This window comes from Sphingobacterium sp. UBA7855 (assembly GCA_002500745.1).
GTDB lineage: Bacteria > Bacteroidota > Bacteroidia > Sphingobacteriales > Sphingobacteriaceae > Sphingobacterium.
The window spans coordinates 181,089-199,707 of record DLST01000016.1; the positions used below are offsets into that span (position 1 = coordinate 181,089).

Below are 18,619 nucleotides of genomic sequence, written 5' to 3' on the forward strand. Positions count from 1 at the left end.
GTATGAACTTTTTGGCGAGCGCGGCCTACTTTTAAGCATTTATTGTGGTCAGGAAGTCTTTGCTTTCAAGCTCTGAATAACCCATTAGGTATTCATCGACTTTTCGAGCACATTCGCGTCCTTCGGATATGGCCCAAACAACCAAGGATTGTCCCTTACGGCAGTCTCCGGCAGTAAAGATATTATCAATTGTCGTTTGGTAGTCTTTGTCATTTGCAAGGATATTTCCTTTTTCATCGACACGTACACCTAACTGCTCTAAGAGCGTATGTTCAGTATGTTGATAACCTATAGCCAGTAATACGAGATCTGCCGGGATTTCACGGATTTCGGATTCGCCTAAGCGGGTTCTTCGTCCGAATTCATCCACTTCGTATTGAACCTCTTTGATTTTTACTGCTTTGATATGTCCATTTTCATCTTGAACGAATTCTTGGGTTTCTGTAGCCCAAAGTCTTTCACAGCCTTCTTCCTGCGAAGAGGATGTACCAAATGTAAGCTTATCCATTGGCCACGGATTACTCTTTAGCCTTTCTTTAGATGGCGTTGGTTTACGGGCAATCTGTGTGATACTTTTTGCACGGTGCCGGTTGGATGTACCTATACAGTCTGATCCAGTATCACCGTCGCCGATGACAATAACATGTTTGTCTGTTGCCAGGATGCGGTCTTGTTCGATCGTTATTCCGCTCACTTCTTTATTTTGTTGGGTCAAAAAGTCCATTGCAAAATGGATACCTTTGGCATCATGTCCCGGTAATTGCATATGCCAGGGTACAGTTGATCCTGTTGCCAATACAATAGCGTCATAAGCTTTTAGTTCGTAAATACTTGTATCTTTGCCAACTTCTGTATTCACCTTGAATTCGATTCCAGATTCTTTCATGAGGTGGATACGACGATCAATCACTGATTTTTCTAATTTAAAATCCGGAATACCGTAGCGTAGTAATCCTCCGACCTGATCATCACGTTCGAAGACGACAACATCGTGTCCTGCTTTGTTAAGCTGTGCTGCAGCGGCAAGTCCTGCAGGACCAGAGCCGATCACAGCAACGCGTTTGCCTGTTTTTAAATAACTTTTGTGCGCTTTGACATAGCCTTTTTTGAAAGCGATCTCAATAATATGTTTCTCAATCTCTTCAATAGTGATCGGAGTACTATGTATACCCAGTACACAAGCCGACTCACACGGTGCCGGACATATTCTGCCTGTAAATTCGGGGAAGTTATTGGTGGAGGATAAAATCTGATAGGCCTCTTCCCATTTTCCATCGTATACAGCATCATTAAATTCAGGGATAACATTGCCCAATGGACAGCCTGAATGGCAGAATGGAATACCGCAATCCATACAGCGCGCGGCCTGCTTATTAAGTTCATTCTCAGAATAACCTTTGTTAAATTCCTTGAAGTGCTGTACGCGTGCTTCGACAGCTTCTTTTGGTGGAAGCACGCGCTCAAATTCTTTAAAACCTGTAATTTTTCCCATGATTTGTGCTTCCTATATTATGCTTCAACCAATTTTTGACGAATGACATTTTTGTATTCTCTTGGGAATACCTTAATGAATTTATTTTTTTCTCTCGACCAGTTTTGTAGAATGAAATCTGCTCTGCGACTATTGGTCAGCAAGATATGACGTTTTAACAAGGCAATGATTGCGGTTTCGTCTTCACTTTCCAATGGATCTAAGTCAACCATTTCCTGATTACAATTATCGCGGAAATCTTCGTTAATGTCGTAGATCCATGCGATACCGCCGCTCATTCCGGCAGCAAAGTTACGACCTGTTGCGCCCAAGATCAGTGCACGGCCCCCAGTCATGTATTCACAGCCATGGTCACCAACACCCTCAACTACCGCTGTTGCACCTGAGTTACGTACAGCAAAGCGTTCGCCGGCCTGTCCGTTGACGAATAGATGACCTGATGTTGCACCAAATAGTGCTACGTTACCGATAATGATATTATCTTCCGGTACAAGAGCACTTTCTGCAACGGGATAGATGGCTAGCTGAGCTCCTGATAGCCCTTTTCCAACATAATCATTGGCTTCACCTTGTAACTCAAATGAAAGTCCTTTGGTCGAAAATGCGCCGAAGCTCTGTCCGGCCGAACCTTCAAATTTGAAATTGATGGTATTATCAGGTAGGCCTTCAGAACCATAGAGTTTTGATATTTCATTAGACAGCATTGTTCCGATGGTACGGTCTGTATTTTTTACTTTAAAGGTGCCAAATACAGGTGTTTTGGTATCAAGAGCCAATTTAGACTGCTTCAATAAGCCCCAATCCAAGATCATGGCCATACCGTGATCCTGCTCCTCGGTATTGTATAATGATTGCCCAGGCTCGTTTCGCTCTACGTGCAATATATCGGTAAAGTCAATTTTCTTTGCTTTCCAATGATCTATATTTTCACGTTTTTTTAGGAATTGAGCTCGTCCAACCATTTCGTTGATGGTGCGAAAGCCTAGATACGCCATTGTTTCGCGCACTTCTTCTGCCAAGAAAGTGAATAAGTTGACAATATCTTCTGGTTTTCCGGAGAATAATTTACGCAGTTCTGGATCTTGAGTTGCAACACCTACAGGGCAGGTATTCAGGTGGCATTTACGCATCATGATACAGCCGCCGGCAACTAGGGCAGCAGTGGACACACCCCACTCTTCGGCTCCTAATAGTGTAGCAATGATGATGTCACGACCTGTTTTTACCTGACCATCAGCTTGAAGCACGACGCGACTGCGCAATTTGTTTTTAACAAGTGTCTGATGCGCTTCTGCAAGGCCTAATTCCCAAGGAAGACCGGCATGTTTGATTGAACTGATTGGGGATGCGCCTGTACCGCCGTCAAAACCTGCAATGAGGATGACATCGGCGTGCGCTTTTGCAACTCCGGCAGCAATGGTACCAACACCTGCTTTAGAGACCAATTTTACGTTGATTCTTGCTTGACGATTGGCATTTTTTAGGTCAAAGATCAGCTGGGCTAAATCTTCGATGGAGTAAATATCGTGATGGGGTGGTGGTGAAATCAGGCCGACACCCGGTGTAGAGTGTCTGGTCTTTGCAATCCAGGCATCCACTTTGGGACCAGGTAATTGACCACCTTCTCCCGGTTTGGCACCTTGGGCCATCTTGATTTGTAGTTCGTCCGCTTGTGTCAGGTAATTGGACGTGACACCAAAACGAGCCGAGGCAACTTGTTTAATTGCTGAACGCATGGAATCTCCATTTGGGAGTGGTTTATAACGCAGTTCATCCTCTCCACCTTCACCGGTATTGGATTTTGCTCCGATGCGGTTCATGGCGATGGCAAGGGTACTATGCGCTTCGTGGGAAATTGACCCAAAGGACATCGCTCCGGTTGCGAAACGTTTTAGAATTTCACTAGCAGGTTCTACTTGCTCCAATGGAATAGAATTGCGATGTTTTGCAAAGTCCAACAATCCACGAAGGGTAAACATATGTTCTTTTTGCTCGTTGATTTTCTGCGCGTATTTTTTATAGGTTGCGTAGTCTCCAGTGCGACAGGCCTGTTGCAAGAGGTGAATCGTGTCAGGATTCCAAAGGTGGCCCTCACCGCGGCGTTTCCATTGGTAAATACCGCCTTCTGGCAATAGATTTTGCGGGGTACGGCTTTTTTCAAATCCACGCCAGTGTTTTGAGAGCGCTTCTTTGGCAAGATCATCTAATGTCATGCCGCCGATACGTGAGACTGCTCCGCAGAAAAATTTATCAACAACGGATTTGTCGATGCCGAGTACCTCGAAGATCTGTGCTCCGTGGTAGGATTGCAATGTGGAGATCCCCATTTTGGAGAAAATTTTCAACAAACCATTGTTGACGGCCTTGACGTAGTTTTTGGATAATTCTGGCCAAGTGAGCTCTGTATCTAAGGTGTTTTGTTCCTTCATGGTACGGATGCTTGCCAGTGCCATATAAGGGTTGATCGCAGTGGCACCAAATGCCAATAAGCAGGCAAAATGGTGCACTTCCCAAGCATCACCGGCTTCGACCACTAGACCTACTGCGCCGCGATTTCCGGTTTTGATCAAATGGTGGTGCACAGCTGATACAGCAAGTAAGGAAGGGATCGCAGCATGTTTGGAGTCGATTGCGCGATCCGAAAGGATTAAGACTTCAAAACCATCACGTACAGCATCATCAGCATAGCGACACAGGCGCTCTAAACCTGCTTCTAATGCCCCGGGTTTGCCATCCGAGCGGAAGTAAGATTGAATGGTTTTTGCCTGGAATAAACCTGTATCGATGGAACGCAATTTCTCCAGTTCTTTGGAGGTCAAAATCGGATGCGGTAAGGTTACGCAGTGACAGAATTTCTTGTCCTCGATCAGGATATTACCTGCATTACCAATGAAAGTCGCTAAACTCATGACCAGACGTTCGCGAATCGGATCTATTGGTGGGTTGGTTACCTGGGCAAAGAATTGCTTAAAGTAACTTGAGATATGCTGTGGTTGATCGGAAAGAATGGCTAGCGGAACATCGGAACCCATTGAGCCCGTCGGCTCATATCCTGTTAGCGCCATTGGGGTCAGGATAGTTTCCAGGTCCTCACGAGAGAAACCAAATGTTTTTTGATATTTGAAAACAGATTCTTTGGAAAGATAGGTATAGGTTACACGAGGTTCTTCCAATTCTTCCAGCTTGATTTTGTAATTATCCAACCAATCGCTGTAGGGTTGTTGATTGATCAATTGATCTTTTACTTCTTTATCGGTAAGGATACGGCCCTGTTCCATGTCGACAAGAAAAATCTTGCCTGCTTGTTGTCTGCCTTTTTTGATGATGGTAGATTCTTCGATTGGAAGTGCACCTGCTTCAGAAGCAACCACGACACGGTCGTCTGAGGTTACGGCATAACGAAGTGGACGTAAGCCGTTGCGGTCTAATGTAGCGCCAATGTGTTTACCATCGGTAAAACAAAGTGCTGCAGGACCATCCCAAGGTTCCATTAATGTGGCGTGATATTCGTAGAAAGCACGTTTTAACGGATCCATTTGTGTGTTGCCATCCCAAGCTTCAGGAACTAACATTAACATGACATGGGTTAAACTACGGCCGCTATGTAAAAGCAATTCGGCAACATTATCGAGACATGCAGAGTCTGATTGACCACGGTCTACAACAGGAAGCAGGATTTCCATTTCCTCTTCTGTAAAGTAAGGCGATGATAATGCACGCATGCCTGCATAAAACCAATTGAGGTTACCTGTCAGGGTGTTGATCTCGCCATTGTGTGCCAACATACGGAAAGGCTGTGCGAGTGACCATGAAGGGAATGTATTGGTTGAAAAACGCGAGTGAACTAAGCCAAAAGCAGATACTACACGAGGATCGCGTAAATCGAGATAATAGGTTCCGACTTGGTATGTTGTTAATTGACCTTTGTAAATAATTGTTTTGCAAGAAAGGGATGCAAAGTAAAGTGGGAGAGGGTATTCTTGTTGTTGTTTAACTTTTTGGATGATCAGGCGACGTAATACAAAAAGCTTGCGTTCAAATTCTTCAGTGTTTGAAACGCCGTCCGGTCTGCTGACAAAAAATTGGACAATCTCGGGTTCCGCACTGAGCGCTGTTGGTCCAATACCTTCACGATTGACAGGTACTGGACGGTAACCAAGGAATTTCATACCCCTCTCTACTGCCGCCTCTTCAATTAAATCCCGACATATTTTGTTCATGTCTTCTTCTTTAGGAAGAAAAACCATACCTGTGCCATAATAACCTGGCTCCTCCAATTGTATACCCAAGCTGATACATTCTTCCCATAAAAATTCATGCGGAAGTTGGATCATGATACCTGCTCCGTCACCACTTTCTGGGTCACAGCCACAAGCACCGCGGTGTTCCATGTTTTCCAACATGGTCAATGCATCCTTTACTTGTGCGTGTGATTTATTCCCTTTGATATGGGCGACAAAGCCTACCCCACAGGCGTCATGCTCAAAATTAGGGTCGTAGAGGCCCTCCGTTTTCGGTCTTTGTTGAATCATCTTTCCTTTTCAAATATTATACATTGCTAATATAGGAATAAAAAACGTAAATATTGTAAATATTCTAATGAAAATCTGTTTAATTTGATTTTATCATTTCTTTTGAAGTGTTTTGTTGCTGATATTGTATTTAATATCTACGGCTGTTGATAACTGTTTACGCAGACTTTAAATATGCGTGATTTGGCAATATTTTTTTGCGGGATATGGGAAACACATCCCAAGATTGCGATAATATATATAAATTAGGCAAAATATTGCATATCCTTTATACGGTATCACTATGGCTTAAGTAAAGAGAAAAAGATGAAAATAACTGAAATTGAAATTTATCGATTGAGTATTCCAATGGAACCTTTTGTGATTGCGACTGGTACGATGGATTATGCTCAGAATACGTTTATACGCATTCATACTGACGCCAACTTATATGGTGTGGGCGAATGTTCTGCCTTTCCGATGATCGTTGGAGAAACACAAGATACTTGCTTAGTTCTGGCAAGAGATTTTGCAAAGATCTGGAAGGGGCGCGATCCTTTGGCCATAGAAGAGCGTTTGGCTGAATTGGATTTGTATATTGCCGGTAACAAAACGATCAAATCGGCTTTTGATATGGCCTTGTATGATTTGGCCGCCAAACGTGCTGGTCTACCGCTTTATCAGTTTCTAAAGGGAACGAAACGAGAAATTACGACAGATATCACTTTAGGAATTGCGTCTCCGGAAGAGATGGCGCTGAAGGCAAAGCGTTTAAAAGACGAAGGTGCGGTCATGTTGAAAGTTAAACTGGGGAAGGAGCCAAAAACGGATATTGCACGCATTCGTGAAATACGTAAGGCTGTTGGATTCGAAATGCCTATTCGCGTGGATGCAAATCAAGGCTGGTCTTATGCGGGGGCAATAGAAGCTTTGCAGGGGCTGGAACCTTTTAAGATACAATTTTGTGAACAACCAATGCGTACCTGGGATGACGAATATTTACCGCAATTGCGCACAGAAACTATTGTTCCCGTGATGGCGGATGAATCTGTTTATTCTCACCATGACGCAGAGCGTCTCTGTAAAGCTGATGCTTGCGATTATATCAATATTAAATTTTCGAAATCAGGAGGTATTCAAGAGGCCTTAAAAATTAATCATATTGCCGCGGAATACGGCATTACTTGTATGATCGGAGGAATGCTGGAATCTCGATTGGCTTTGGCTGCTAAGGTACATTTCGCGTATGCTGCACCAAATGTCAAGTTTTTTGATCTGGACACGTGTATGGTTGGCCATCTGGAGGATCCTGTTATCGGTGGTATTCAGTATGACGGATACAAAATACATATTTCAGACGAAATTGGTATCGGGGCCGATATAGACCAAGGGTTCTTAGACCGTTGTGAGAAATGGATCATTTAAATTGTGGTAAATGATGAATAGTATGAACTGGGGAATAGGGATACAAGAGATTGTTGTGCTGATTATTATTGTTATCTTTTTGGTAGCGGCCTATTTGTTTTTCTCTAAGTTGTTGAGAAAGTAGGTTTAGTTGGCTTTAAAAAAAATGTGTTCTATACGCGTTTTGAATCTCTATTGGGACGAAATAGATTATATTCAGTACCTTTGCGGTACTTATTATTTTATAAAAGTTAGAAAATATCATGAGTACTCAAAAAGGACCTATTTCTCAATTTATTGAGCATAATTACCGTCACTTTAACGCAGCTGCATTAGTAGATGCTGCAAAAGGTTACGAGGAACATCTATTGGATGGTGGAAAAATGTTGATCTCTTTGGGAGGTGCAATGTCTACCGCCGAATTGGGTGTTTCTTTGGCAGAAATGATCCGTCAAGATAAAGTACACTTTATTTCTTGTACTGGTGCTAATTTGGAAGAGGATGTGATGAACCTTGTGGCACACTCACACTACAAAAGAATCCCGAATTATAGAGATTTGACAGCTGAGCAAGAAAGAGAGTTATTGGATAACCACTATAACCGTGTGACAGATACTTGTATTCCGGAAGAGGAAGCTTTCCGTCGTTTGCAGAAACATCTTGAAGATGTTTGGCATGCTGCTGAGGCTAAAGGTGAGCGTTACTTACCACATGAGTTTCTTTATCAGGTTGTTAACTCTGGTGTGTTGGAGCAATATTATGAAATCGACCCAAAAGATTCTTGGATTGTTGCTGCTGCTGAGAAAAATTTACCAATTGTATGTCCAGGATGGGAAGATTCAACGACAGGTAATATCTTCGCTTCCAATGTGATCAAAGGTAAATTGAAGGCGAGTACGGTTAAATCTGGTATTGAGTACATGATTTACTTGACAGAGTGGTACCGTAACAACTCAGCAGGTAAAGGTGTTGGATTTTTCCAAATCGCAGGTGGTATTTCTGGTGACTTCCCAATCTGTGTAGTTCCGATGATGTATCAAGATCTTGAATGGGAAGAAGTACCTTTCTGGGCTTATTTCTGTCAAATTTCGGATTCAACAACTTCGTATGGTTCTTACTCTGGTGCTGTTCCAAACGAGAAAATCACTTGGGGCAAATTAGATATTGATACTCCTAAATTTATCGTAGAATCTGATGCGACAATCGTTGCGCCATTAATCTTCTCGTATATCTTAGGTCATTAATCTTTTTGACATACAGAAAGGAGCGATTCTTCGCTCCTTTTTCTTTTCCCTTTTCTTCTTTATCTTTACTCTCTAATATTTCTTTTCCCGATGAGCAATCTTACAACAGATAATCCCGTTGCACTTCAGGCCTTAATGGATGAAACAATCTTTGGAAATGGTTTTGATTTTCAGGCAGATCTGTATACGCATCCTATGCAGGAGGAGAACGGTGCTCATGCGCAAGTAGCTGTTGTACAAGCATCATCGGAAATGAAGGATACCTCGTATGTGGCCGTGGGCTTAGGTGCAGAGAAAGCCGCTGTAGCTATTGAGTCCGGCAGGGGCGGCGATACTGTTAACCATCTGGAGGTATTGGGTGGTGAGTTTATCTATCAGGGAAGTAAAGAACAAGGTATACTCTTTATTTTACGTTATGAGCAGTATCCTTATTTCTCGCCAGCAGCCCTTGATGCTTTTGAGAAGACAATTGGTGCTTTGAAATTGACCAAAGAGACCGTTGCGGTACTCAATTTGGCAAATCCCCATAACCCGAATGATTTTAAGCGCATTATGCAGTTTTTCCAACCAAATAAGATTATATTGTTAGGTGTTGACCCCGCATCTTTGAAACTTCCATTTATTGAACATAATTCCTACATGAAAGGCCGTATTGCGACGGTTTTTAATACGTTCAGTTTTGAAGAGATGTTTGTTGATGTGAACAAAAAGAAGCTGTTTTGGAACGAATTTAAGACCTTTATTGTTTCTTGATTTTTTTATCAGAAACTTGTTATGAATAAAATTGGGATTTAAGAGGGAATGTGAGCTCCTAAACCCCATCTATTATTTAATCTTCTTTGTTATTAATTTGGCAAGGGACTTTGCAGTTTTAGCGTAACCCTCGGCTATTCTGTCATTAGTATTGGGTATCCCGACGAAATCAAAATCTCCAGAAAGAACTTTCATTTTTTGTGCAAATGTACTGCATGGAGACACCATCACTAAGGTCAGCAGTAGATAAACTGCTAAAGAAAACTTTTTCATTATTTTTATTGGGTTAATAGTGCCAATTATAAGTTTTATTACAGAATATATATATGGTAATGCTTATTTTTGGAGGTGTAACTTCATGGAAAAATTGTAGCCCACTGCAAAGTGAGGAGCACGGTAGATAAAGCGAAATAACAAACAAAAACTAAATTTGAAGAAGATGCTAGAATTAGTGTTTGCAACCAATAATGCCCATAAATTGGAAGAGGTCCAAGCGATCGTGGGGGATGCTTTTGTCATTAAGAGTTTAAACGATATTGACTGTCAGGATGATATTCCAGAAACAGGTATAACATTTGAGGAAAATGCCCAGCAGAAAACGGACTATTTGGTGAACAAATATGGTCTTTACTGTTTTGGAGATGACTCAGGCTTAGAAATTGATGCATTAAATGGTGAGCCTGGAGTTTATTCAGCACGTTATTCAGGATCGAGGGATATGGAAAAGAATATTGATCTTGTCCTGAAAAATTTAGGCGATAACCCCAATCGTACAGCGAGATTCAAAACAGTTATTTCACTATATTTGAATGAGCAGCAGCACTTCTTTGAGGGAAGTATTGAAGGTAAAATTATTGCGGAACGTAGAGGTGTTGATGGTTTTGGTTATGATCCCATCTTTATCCCTAATGGCTATGACAAGACTTTTGCGGAGATGACTGCCCTTGAAAAAAACAGCATAAGCCATCGTGCGATTGCTGTGGGCAAACTTGCTGCATATTTAAGAACGAAGTAAGTTAGTTACGATCTGATTTGAGTTATAAATAGAAGTTTTTATTTATTTAATGATAAGGAATGAGCGCTTCTGAGAGGATCAGCAGATAGGCTTAAATCAAAAAAGCAGCGCAAAACAATTTGTTTTGCGCTGCTTTTTTATGCGACTTGGTATTGGCGGTTATTTAGTTTTTACTTTTGTCTGTGTACTATCTTGCGCCGATATTATCGCCGATTTATTTGTTGTTGAGTCGGACTTTGCAGTTGCTTTGTCGGCTGCAGTCTTTACATTTGTTTTCGTACTGTTAGCTTTACCTGTTGTTTCCGATGGCTTAGCTGTTTTGGTGGCAGCGCTTGTTTTATTGTTTGAAGCGTCCACCGCTTTTTCTTTCTCGAGCGTTTCGTTCCCATCAGCTTTCTTGGCGGCACCCTTTTGAGGGGTCGTTGATTTATCGCCTTTTTTAATAGACTTCATTGTCCCTGATTCCTCACCTTCTGGCGCAGTAGGAACCGTAAACGAAGCTTTTGAAAGGTCTCTTTTTCGATTTAATAAATCGTCTTTTGACTTAGGCCGGTCTTCAGGTCGCCAAGTGAAATTCGGAAGAAATTCCTTATCGGCCGTGACTTCAGCAATAGGATAGACCTTGCCGTCTACTTTCCGGATGGATACATATTCCTTCAGCTTATTATCTTCCATCAAGATCTTGAAGCGGCTACTTCGATCGTGGACAAGCTCTGTGGTTACATTGGTCTTTTCATCAATATTGTAGAATATATTTTCAGCGTTGCCATCAACAAACAGACGTTCCATACGGTTATTGGTGAAAAAGCTGGTAATCTTCCGACCTTTAATCTGATTGAATTTTAATGAGTCGCTTGTTGCGTTTACCATGAAAGCGTTACCGACAAGTAGTGAATTGTCCAATTTTTGATTCTTTACTTGTAGGAATATGGTATCTCCAGAGATTTGTGAGTTTTCGGCCCACATCATTGGTTTTCCCATTAGTCTGAACATGGAATCTTGCATACCATAATACATAGAATCTGCTACGGCTTGGAGGTCAGATTTAAATAGTCGCGCATTATAGTAGGCTTTTATAATCCGTGTTTTGGCCGTATCCTGTGTTAGAGAATCTCGTTTACCCTGTTGAGCATTTTTTAAAGCTGCTCCCATCAGTTTATCGGATTCACCGCCTTTCGGGATGATCGCTTTTTTACGCAATAAACTATCAGCCTTAAGATTTTTTTCAATTTCTATCTTGTTTTGATCACCGACAATAGCTGGTGTTTTTTTTGCTGCAATCGGTTTCTTATTTGTCAGGGTATCTTGTACTTTTTTAATGTTCTTTTCAAGAACCGGTTTGCTGTTGTCTTTTTTAGGCAAACTGTCGATTCCCTTGTGAATGCCATCTTTTATGTTTTCTAATGTACCTGTGGAATCAACTGTTGTTGAGCTGGAATCTTGGTCACCATAATCGACCTCATTGTCGTCCTCAATCGCCCCACCTTCACGATTCAATTTAAAATCTCTTGCAATATAATCTCGGCGAAATATCATCTGTGAGAAGAGCGTGTCGGCTGTCATAAAAACAGAATCTACCTGTGAATCAGTCTTAAGTGGTTTATTATTGCCGCTTTTGATATTTTTACCTGGACGTTCCTTTTCTTCTAGAGCAACTTGCGATGTAGTTTTATTTGATTTGAGCTTATCTTTCTGTCTATCTTTATCAATTTCCTTTAACTCTTTAGTTTCTTTTTTGAGCTCTTGCCCTGTTTTTTGTGGAGCAGGAGACAAAGAAGATACAGAATCTTTTTGTGTTGAATCTTTTTTGACAACCGAAATGATCAACGGCTTATCAGTCATTGTGATGGATTCGTTCCTTCCATTGTACAAGCCAAATCCTCCGTAGGCATAAAATTTGTCTAAGGTGTCAACAAAGACCACATTTTTTACGGCTTTACCGATTCCCACTTGTCTATCGTAGAATAGGCTGTCTCCCTTAAGAAACTTTGTCCCTTCTGTGTAGAGGTTGTTTTTAGAGAAATAAGCCTGGCCCGTTGCCATATGGTATCGGCCTTTTTCAGTATATAAGTTTTCCCCTTTATTTCCCTTGATATTGGTAGGCCCATAGAAATCAGTAATGCGTGTATTACCATTATATTTCATGGAATCCGTGTAGACTTTTACATTGGTTGATCGGACCACAACTTTTTGATTGAAATAAGATTCCCCTGTATTTTCGAAATAAGTAGCTCGCTGGCTTGTAATTGTATCGCTTCCTGACAGAATACGCCCACCACTGTAATAATTACCGATTTTACTTCGCATATTATAGACAAGGTGGTCGGTCGTCAGTATGGAGCCGTTGGTGCTGACCATGCGAACTGCTCCTGTAAGTGTAGCGAGTTGCATTGCTGCTTCATAATGTAATTTATTGGAGAATATCTGTGTACCGTCGGGTTGAGTAATGATTACGTTTCCAAAGGCTTCAAAAAATTGTCTGCCAATGTTGTCTTTATGTAAATAGCCACTATCTGAGGATAGCGTTGAACCCACATGTTCATAGACTGGACGGTAAAACAAAATATTGCCGTCTTTTCCAGTAATAATATGGGATGATGAAAGAAGCTTTAGTTCATCCTGTTTCTGAGCTTGGACCGACAAGCCAGTTAAAATAAATACAATAAGTGTATAAATGTATTGTTTCACATGGGCAAAAATATGGATTTTAATTGCTACTTTACTGGATTTCACAAATTTTAAGACTTGAATTTATCTTTGACATAAAATATACCTTAACTTTGTTCTATGAATGTGCTGGAAAGACTAAAGGGCTATATTGAAAAGGAGCATTTGTTGATGCCCCATCATAAGGTATTGCTTACAGTGAGTGGAGGAAAGGATTCGATGCTTATGGCACATCTGTTTGTAAAAGCGGGGTATACCCTTGCTATTGCACATTGTAATTTTAAATTGAGGGGTACGGATTCTGATGCGGACGAAGCATTGGTTAGAACGTTCGCCACGGAAAATAATGTCCCGATATTTGTGCGGCATTTTGATACAAAAACCTATGCGAAAGAGCGACAGATTTCGATTCAAATGGCTGCCCGTGAACTTCGTTACGCCTGGTTTGAGAAATTGCGACATGAAATGGACTTCGATCGAATTGCAGTTGCTCATCATCTGAATGATCATATCGAAACGGTTCTATTAAACCTTTGTCGCGGAACTGGTCTTCAGGGACTTCAGGGTATTCTCCCTGTCCGGGAGCGCATCATTCGACCCTTACTTTTCCTAAAGGCCAGCGAAATTGAACATTTTGTTAATATGTACGGTATTTCCTATCGAGATGATCAATCCAATTTTTCAACAAAATATGCCCGAAATAAAATACGGATTGATATTATTCCGCATTTTCAAAAGCTTCAGCCAGATTTCGAAATGGTCTTCGAGCAGAATATCCAACATTTTAAAGAGTCTTATCAACTGCTGCAGCAATTTGTAGAGCCTATTCGCAAACTGCTTTTTTTTCCTACTGGCGCTGGGTGGGAGGTTCGGAAAGAAGATTTAGAACCTTATCTTGATAATCTACCACTGCTCTATGAGCTATTCTCGCCCTTTAATTTCTCAAAGGCGATATTAAGTGATCTCCAACAAGCATGGGTAAGAGAATCGGGGCGTATTTTTCAATCTGATTGCTACCATATGCTCTTGGACAGAAATGAACTTTTTATTCGAGAGAAGGAATTTGTTTCTGCTGATGAGGGGTTGATTACCTCCGAAACTTCAACCGTGGAGTGGAAGCAGTATTGCTTTCATGCTGAGGTTTCTACAGATGTAACTATTGTCCAAGCGACAGAGGTTGCGAAGCTGGAGTATGATTTATTGGTTTTTCCTCTCACGATTCGATCGTGGAAAGTTGGCGATAGCTTTTATCCTTTAGGTATGGAAGGCCGTAAGAAGCTGAGCGATTTTTTTATCAATAAGAAGATCAGCTTATTTGAAAAAGATAATATTCCGATCGTGGTGAATGGAAACGGAGATATTCTTTGGGTAGCAAATTATCGGATAGACAATCGTTATAAAATTACCTCCAATACAAAAAAAGTCCTTACTTTAGTTTGCAGAACTGATTAGCGACAAATGCTGCCGCTGAATTAGAAAAAAAACTCTGTTTTTGGAGAACGTACAAGGTGTTTCTATGAAGCTAATCCAGTATAGTGTGGATTGTGAAAACCATAGAAGCGAAGCGATGCTATTGATAGGTTGAAATATAACCAAGCAATGGTATTGAGTCTCCCAATTGACAGCTAAATCTTAAATAAATGAAAGAAGGTGTACTCTATTCGGAAAATCAATATTTAGGTCGTGACCGTGTTTGGATAAGTGTGCGTTTGGTGCTTGTACTTTTTTGCTTTACTGCATTTTATCTGAATTTGGATCATTTGATATCCAGTCAATTGTTTTTTATTGTCGGGGTAGGTATTATCATCACATCTATCGTAATGATGTATATGGTATTGTTCCGTACGGAGGTCTTTGAAGATCACATTCTTATTAGCGGGCTTTGGTCTACCCGGGTGGTCAAAATAGATCTTGCTTCTATCACAAAGATTGAAAAGGCACCATATAGCACTTTCTTTTTCAATAACCCAGTTTACAATCTGCATACAAAAGGTAAAATTAAATTCTTTGCTGGTGGTAAAAATGCTGTCTTTCTGACAGATAAAAATGGCCTTACTTATGTCTTGGGCACACAACGCCAAGAAGAGCTCTACCGGATTATTAGGGAAACGAAAGAGAAATTAGGAAAATCTTAAAATGTGTTAATAAATTCTTATCTGACATTTTAAAGACATCAATTTTCCGAGTTATTGGTTAAATTTGATAAAATAACAACGAACTATGGCATTTTTAAAATTTATACTTATTGCATTCGCTGTTTACTTTGTAGTAAGATTCTTATTTAAATTATTTTTACCTTTCGCGATGCGCAAAGCAGCTGAGAAGTTAATGAAAAAAGCGCAGCAACAGGGTGGAGCATATAATAGCCAAGGGCAAGGCGGAACATTTTATTATGAATTTAACGGTCAACGCCAAGAGCAAGCCAAAAGGTCGCAGCCCGAAGGTAAGGTGCATGTAGATTACATTCCGCCAAAAGAAGGTGTCGAACGTAAAGGTACAGAAACGGCTGGTGAGTTTGTCGATTTTGAGGAAATTAAATAATTTTTAGCAATTCAAATAGCGTATCTTTGTGCCATGTGGCTCAAGCAACTTTCTGTTCTAAATTTCAAAAATTACGCGGAATCATCTTTGGAATTCCTTCCTGAGGTAAATGCATTTACAGGTGATAATGGGGTTGGAAAAACCAATCTTTTGGATGCGATTCATTATTTATCCCTTTGTAAAAGTTATTTCAATCCGATCGATTCACAGCACATCAAGTCAGGTAACGACTGGTTTATGGTACAGGGAGAGTTTAATAAAGAATCAACCAGTGATTTTATATCTTGTAGCCTAAAAAAAAATCAAAAGAAGCAGTTTAAAAAAAACAAGAAGGATTATCCTAGATTGGCTGATCATATCGGTTTGTTTCCTTTGGTGATGATTTCCCCAAACGATAGTATCATCGTCACAGATGGGAGTGAAGAACGTAGAAAGTTTGTGGATAATGTAATTTCCCAAACAGACAATAAATATTTAGATACGCTGATTATTTATAATAAGTTTTTAGCTCAACGTAACAGCCTTCTTAAACAAGCGCGTCAAACTAGTGTACTTGATCTTGGACTAATTGAAATTCTTAATTTTCAACTTGAAGAAGTTGGAAATATTATTTTTCAAAAAAGAAGATCCTTTATGGAGGAGTTTCAGCCTGAGTTTGACCGACATTATCAGTTCCTCACTGAAGACGCGGAGTCCGTACAATTGCACTATGAATCGCCTTTAATGACTGATTCTTTTTTACGTATTTTGGAAAAGAACTTGGAGCGTGACCGTATGTTAGAACGTACCACGCAGGGTATACATAAGGATGATCTAATATTTACAATTCACGGTGGAATGCCTTTGAAAAAATTTGGTTCTCAAGGGCAACAAAAATCTTTTTTAATTGCGCTAAAACTTGCTCAATATTCTTATTTGCAACATAAAAAGGGTTTTAAGCCTCTGCTTCTTTTGGATGATATATTCGATAAACTAGATGATCGTAGAACACACAAATTGATGCAAATGGTTTCCGAAGATGATTTTGGACAGATTTTCCTAACCGATACAGATTCAAAAAGAATTGAGCGAATATTTGAGGAAATCAACCGTCCTGTTCGTATATTTGATATTGTAGGAGGACAAGTCAATGTATAAGAAGCACGCTAAGAAAAGCCTGGAATTTATTCGGTCAAGCGATGATATCACGATTAAGGAGGGAGTTGAACGTCTTCTTGAGGCTTATAAACTGCGAAGGAAATTTGACGAAACATCGATCGCTTCCGTTTGGCCTCAATTGATCGGTAGAGCTATTGCTAATCGCACTCAGCAGCTATATGTTCGTGATAAAAAACTGTTTGTACGTGTCGAGTCTGCTGTTATTAAAAATGAATTGGCGCTTATGCGACGACAAATTTTAGGGAGGGTAAATGAATATGTAGGTCACGTCATTATTGAAGAAGTCGTGATTTTATAAAATCTCTTTTCATGTTTGATCAACTCTTCCAAGATTTTTTCCCTATTTCTGAGGCTAGTGCCTTAAAACTTTTCTCAAACTTCGCGCGTATTGAATTAAAACGTGGTGATTATTTGATCAAGGCGGGCGATTATTCTTCCAACCTGTTTGTGATAGAATCCGGATTAATCCGTCAATATGCTTGGTCAAAAAAAGGAGAGTTTACGCAATGGATAGGTACAACGAATCATTTTGTGACAGATCTAACTTCTTTCATCTTTGGCAGGGCTTCCAGATGGAATTTCCAATGCATTAGCGATTGTACGGTATACCGTTTGTCAAAGTCCGATTACCAGCGGATGGAATCCGAAATTGAGGAATGGAATAAATTTGAGAAGGCTTTTTTAGCCAAATGCTTTTGTACTATGGAGCAGCGCATTTCGGATTTCATTTGTCTAACGGCGGATGAGAGATATGTCCAATACTTTGAACAACATAAATTATTATTCCAACAAGTTCCTCTTCAATATATCGCCTCCGTTTTGGGTATGAGCCCAGAAACCTTGAGTCGTATTCGAACAAAAATAAGTTCTTGATAAAAGTCAAGAGCGACCTGCCTGTCTCTTTCTAGTTTTGTCGTGTAGCTGTTAACGAACAGCTTAATTAATCGAACACGTAAGCAAAATTTTGTGTATACGGTTCGTAATAAGCTTGGAATAGTTTGTATGCAACTGTAATAATTGAAATTAAGACGAAACTAGGATAGCATCACATACGCTTTATCGTTATATGAAGACGGATGAAGAAGATGGAGCTATTTTGTCGTTTCAGCGATAAAAAGAACACAATGAAAAAGATTGAAACGAGTATTCTCATTGATGCATCAGCAGAAGAGGTTTGGCAGGTATTAAGTGAATTTAAGGCTTATTCCCAATGGAGCCCAACAATCAAACAGTTTGAAACGGAACCGGTAGTCGGAAAACGCTGTAAAGTGCTTTTAGAACAACCAAACGGATTCAAGATCAAAATGAATCCAATATTCCTTTCTATTGAACAGCATAGCGAGCTGCGTTGGAAAGGAGATTTATTCTTTCCAGGTATTTTTGGTGGCGAGCATTATTTTAGGTTAGAACAAGTGGGAGCTTCACAAGTTAGATTTGTCCAAGGTGAATTTTTTTCTGGATTGTTGGTTCCTCTTCTGGGAAAACTACTGGTAGAGACAAAACGTGGATTTGAACTTTTCAACATAGCGATTAAAAGAAGGGTAGAGGGTGGTTCTTAACTTTCCACAGGAATTTGTTAGTATCGTTTTTTTATAAACACGATAGTTAGGAAATTTGTCGATGATCGCTAACTTATTCACATTTTACTGTGTATAACCTTCTAGTTTTGAACATTTCGTCAGTTTTTCATTCCTATTGGTTTTAGTTGTTAACAATTGGGTGTTAATAAACGTGTGCTTATGCACAATTTCTGTTAATACCTGTATGCTGATAAGCTACTTATTAACATTTATAGTGTTAATAAGTAGCTGTTTTTGTTGGTAAGTATGTTTAT

At 40.2% G+C, this 18,619-nt stretch carries 15 protein-coding genes; 11 read left to right on the top strand and 4 right to left on the bottom strand.

The features are described 5' to 3' along the window. Positions 1-31 precede the first annotated feature (31 nt). Together B2107_RS14525 and gltB are read right to left on the bottom strand one after the other, a co-directional pair. Entirely contained in the window at positions 32-1,492 is a 1,461-nt protein-coding gene (locus tag B2107_RS14525; protein WP_293956382.1) for a glutamate synthase subunit beta, read from the bottom strand. 17 nt (positions 1,493-1,509) lie between these two features. Then, the gene (gene gltB, locus B2107_RS14530) at positions 1,510-6,024 is read right to left on the bottom strand and encodes a glutamate synthase large subunit (RefSeq protein WP_293956383.1); all 4,515 of its coding nucleotides are present in this window, start codon (positions 6,022-6,024) and stop codon (positions 1,510-1,512) included. Positions 6,025-6,330: 306 nt separating this feature from the next. Between gltB and B2107_RS14535 the strand changes: the two genes are divergently transcribed. The 3 genes from B2107_RS14535 to B2107_RS14545 all read left to right on the top strand — a co-directional run bounded on the left by B2107_RS14535 (position 6,331) and on the right by B2107_RS14545 (position 9,404). Further along, a complete protein-coding gene (locus B2107_RS14535) occupies positions 6,331-7,428 on the top strand; it encodes a mandelate racemase/muconate lactonizing enzyme family protein (protein WP_293956385.1) in 1,098 nt (365 codons plus the stop codon). A 242-nt stretch (positions 7,429-7,670) separates the two neighbouring features. Further along, complete coding sequence (locus B2107_RS14540; RefSeq protein WP_046674101.1) at positions 7,671-8,651, top strand: deoxyhypusine synthase family protein; 981 nt, start codon at positions 7,671-7,673, stop codon at positions 8,649-8,651. Positions 8,652-8,741: 90 nt separating this feature from the next. Beyond that, positions 8,742-9,404, top strand: coding sequence for a hypothetical protein (locus tag B2107_RS14545; RefSeq protein ID WP_293956386.1), 663 nt, complete (start codon positions 8,742-8,744; stop codon positions 9,402-9,404). A 72-nt stretch (positions 9,405-9,476) separates the two neighbouring features. On the opposite strand, the gene B2107_RS14550 is transcribed toward B2107_RS14545, so the two are convergent. Continuing rightward, entirely contained in the window at positions 9,477-9,677 is a 201-nt protein-coding gene (locus B2107_RS14550) for a hypothetical protein (RefSeq protein ID WP_293956387.1), read from the bottom strand. Positions 9,678-9,843: 166 nt separating this feature from the next. On the opposite strand from B2107_RS14550, the gene B2107_RS14555 reads away from it, so the two are divergent. Further along, on the top strand, positions 9,844-10,419 hold the full coding sequence (locus tag B2107_RS14555; RefSeq protein ID WP_293956388.1) for a non-canonical purine NTP diphosphatase: 576 nt from the start codon (positions 9,844-9,846) through the stop codon (positions 10,417-10,419). A gap of 159 nt (positions 10,420-10,578) precedes the next feature. Here the strand turns inward: B2107_RS14555 and B2107_RS14560 are convergent, their stop codons facing one another. After that, a complete protein-coding gene (locus B2107_RS14560; RefSeq protein WP_293956389.1) occupies positions 10,579-13,152 on the bottom strand; it encodes an OstA-like protein in 2,574 nt (857 codons plus the stop codon). A 54-nt stretch (positions 13,153-13,206) separates the two neighbouring features. On the opposite strand from B2107_RS14560, the gene tilS reads away from it, so the two are divergent. The 7 genes from tilS to B2107_RS14595 all read left to right on the top strand — a co-directional run bounded on the left by tilS (position 13,207) and on the right by B2107_RS14595 (position 18,344). Next, positions 13,207-14,538: a tRNA lysidine(34) synthetase TilS gene (gene tilS / locus B2107_RS14565; protein WP_293956391.1), complete on the top strand. Its 1,332-nt coding sequence runs from the start codon at positions 13,207-13,209 to the stop codon at positions 14,536-14,538. 188 nt (positions 14,539-14,726) lie between these two features. Beyond that, on the top strand, positions 14,727-15,221 hold the full coding sequence (locus B2107_RS14570; RefSeq protein ID WP_293956393.1) for a hypothetical protein: 495 nt from the start codon (positions 14,727-14,729) through the stop codon (positions 15,219-15,221). Between the two features lie 85 nt (positions 15,222-15,306). Next, positions 15,307-15,627: a DUF4834 family protein gene (locus tag B2107_RS14575; protein WP_209578618.1), complete on the top strand. Its 321-nt coding sequence runs from the start codon at positions 15,307-15,309 to the stop codon at positions 15,625-15,627. Positions 15,628-15,660: 33 nt separating this feature from the next. After that, positions 15,661-16,764: a DNA replication/repair protein RecF gene (gene recF, locus B2107_RS14580; protein ID WP_293956394.1), complete on the top strand. Its 1,104-nt coding sequence runs from the start codon at positions 15,661-15,663 to the stop codon at positions 16,762-16,764. Continuing rightward, complete coding sequence (locus B2107_RS14585) at positions 16,757-17,083, top strand: DUF721 domain-containing protein (protein ID WP_293956396.1); 327 nt, start codon at positions 16,757-16,759, stop codon at positions 17,081-17,083. The genes recF and B2107_RS14585 overlap by 8 nt, the downstream gene beginning before the upstream one ends. An 11-nt stretch (positions 17,084-17,094) precedes the next feature. Then, complete coding sequence (locus B2107_RS14590) at positions 17,095-17,658, top strand: Crp/Fnr family transcriptional regulator (RefSeq protein ID WP_293956397.1); 564 nt, start codon at positions 17,095-17,097, stop codon at positions 17,656-17,658. Between the two features lie 251 nt (positions 17,659-17,909). Beyond that, entirely contained in the window at positions 17,910-18,344 is a 435-nt protein-coding gene (locus B2107_RS14595) for an SRPBCC domain-containing protein (protein WP_293956398.1), read from the top strand. Positions 18,345-18,619 lie beyond the last annotated feature (275 nt).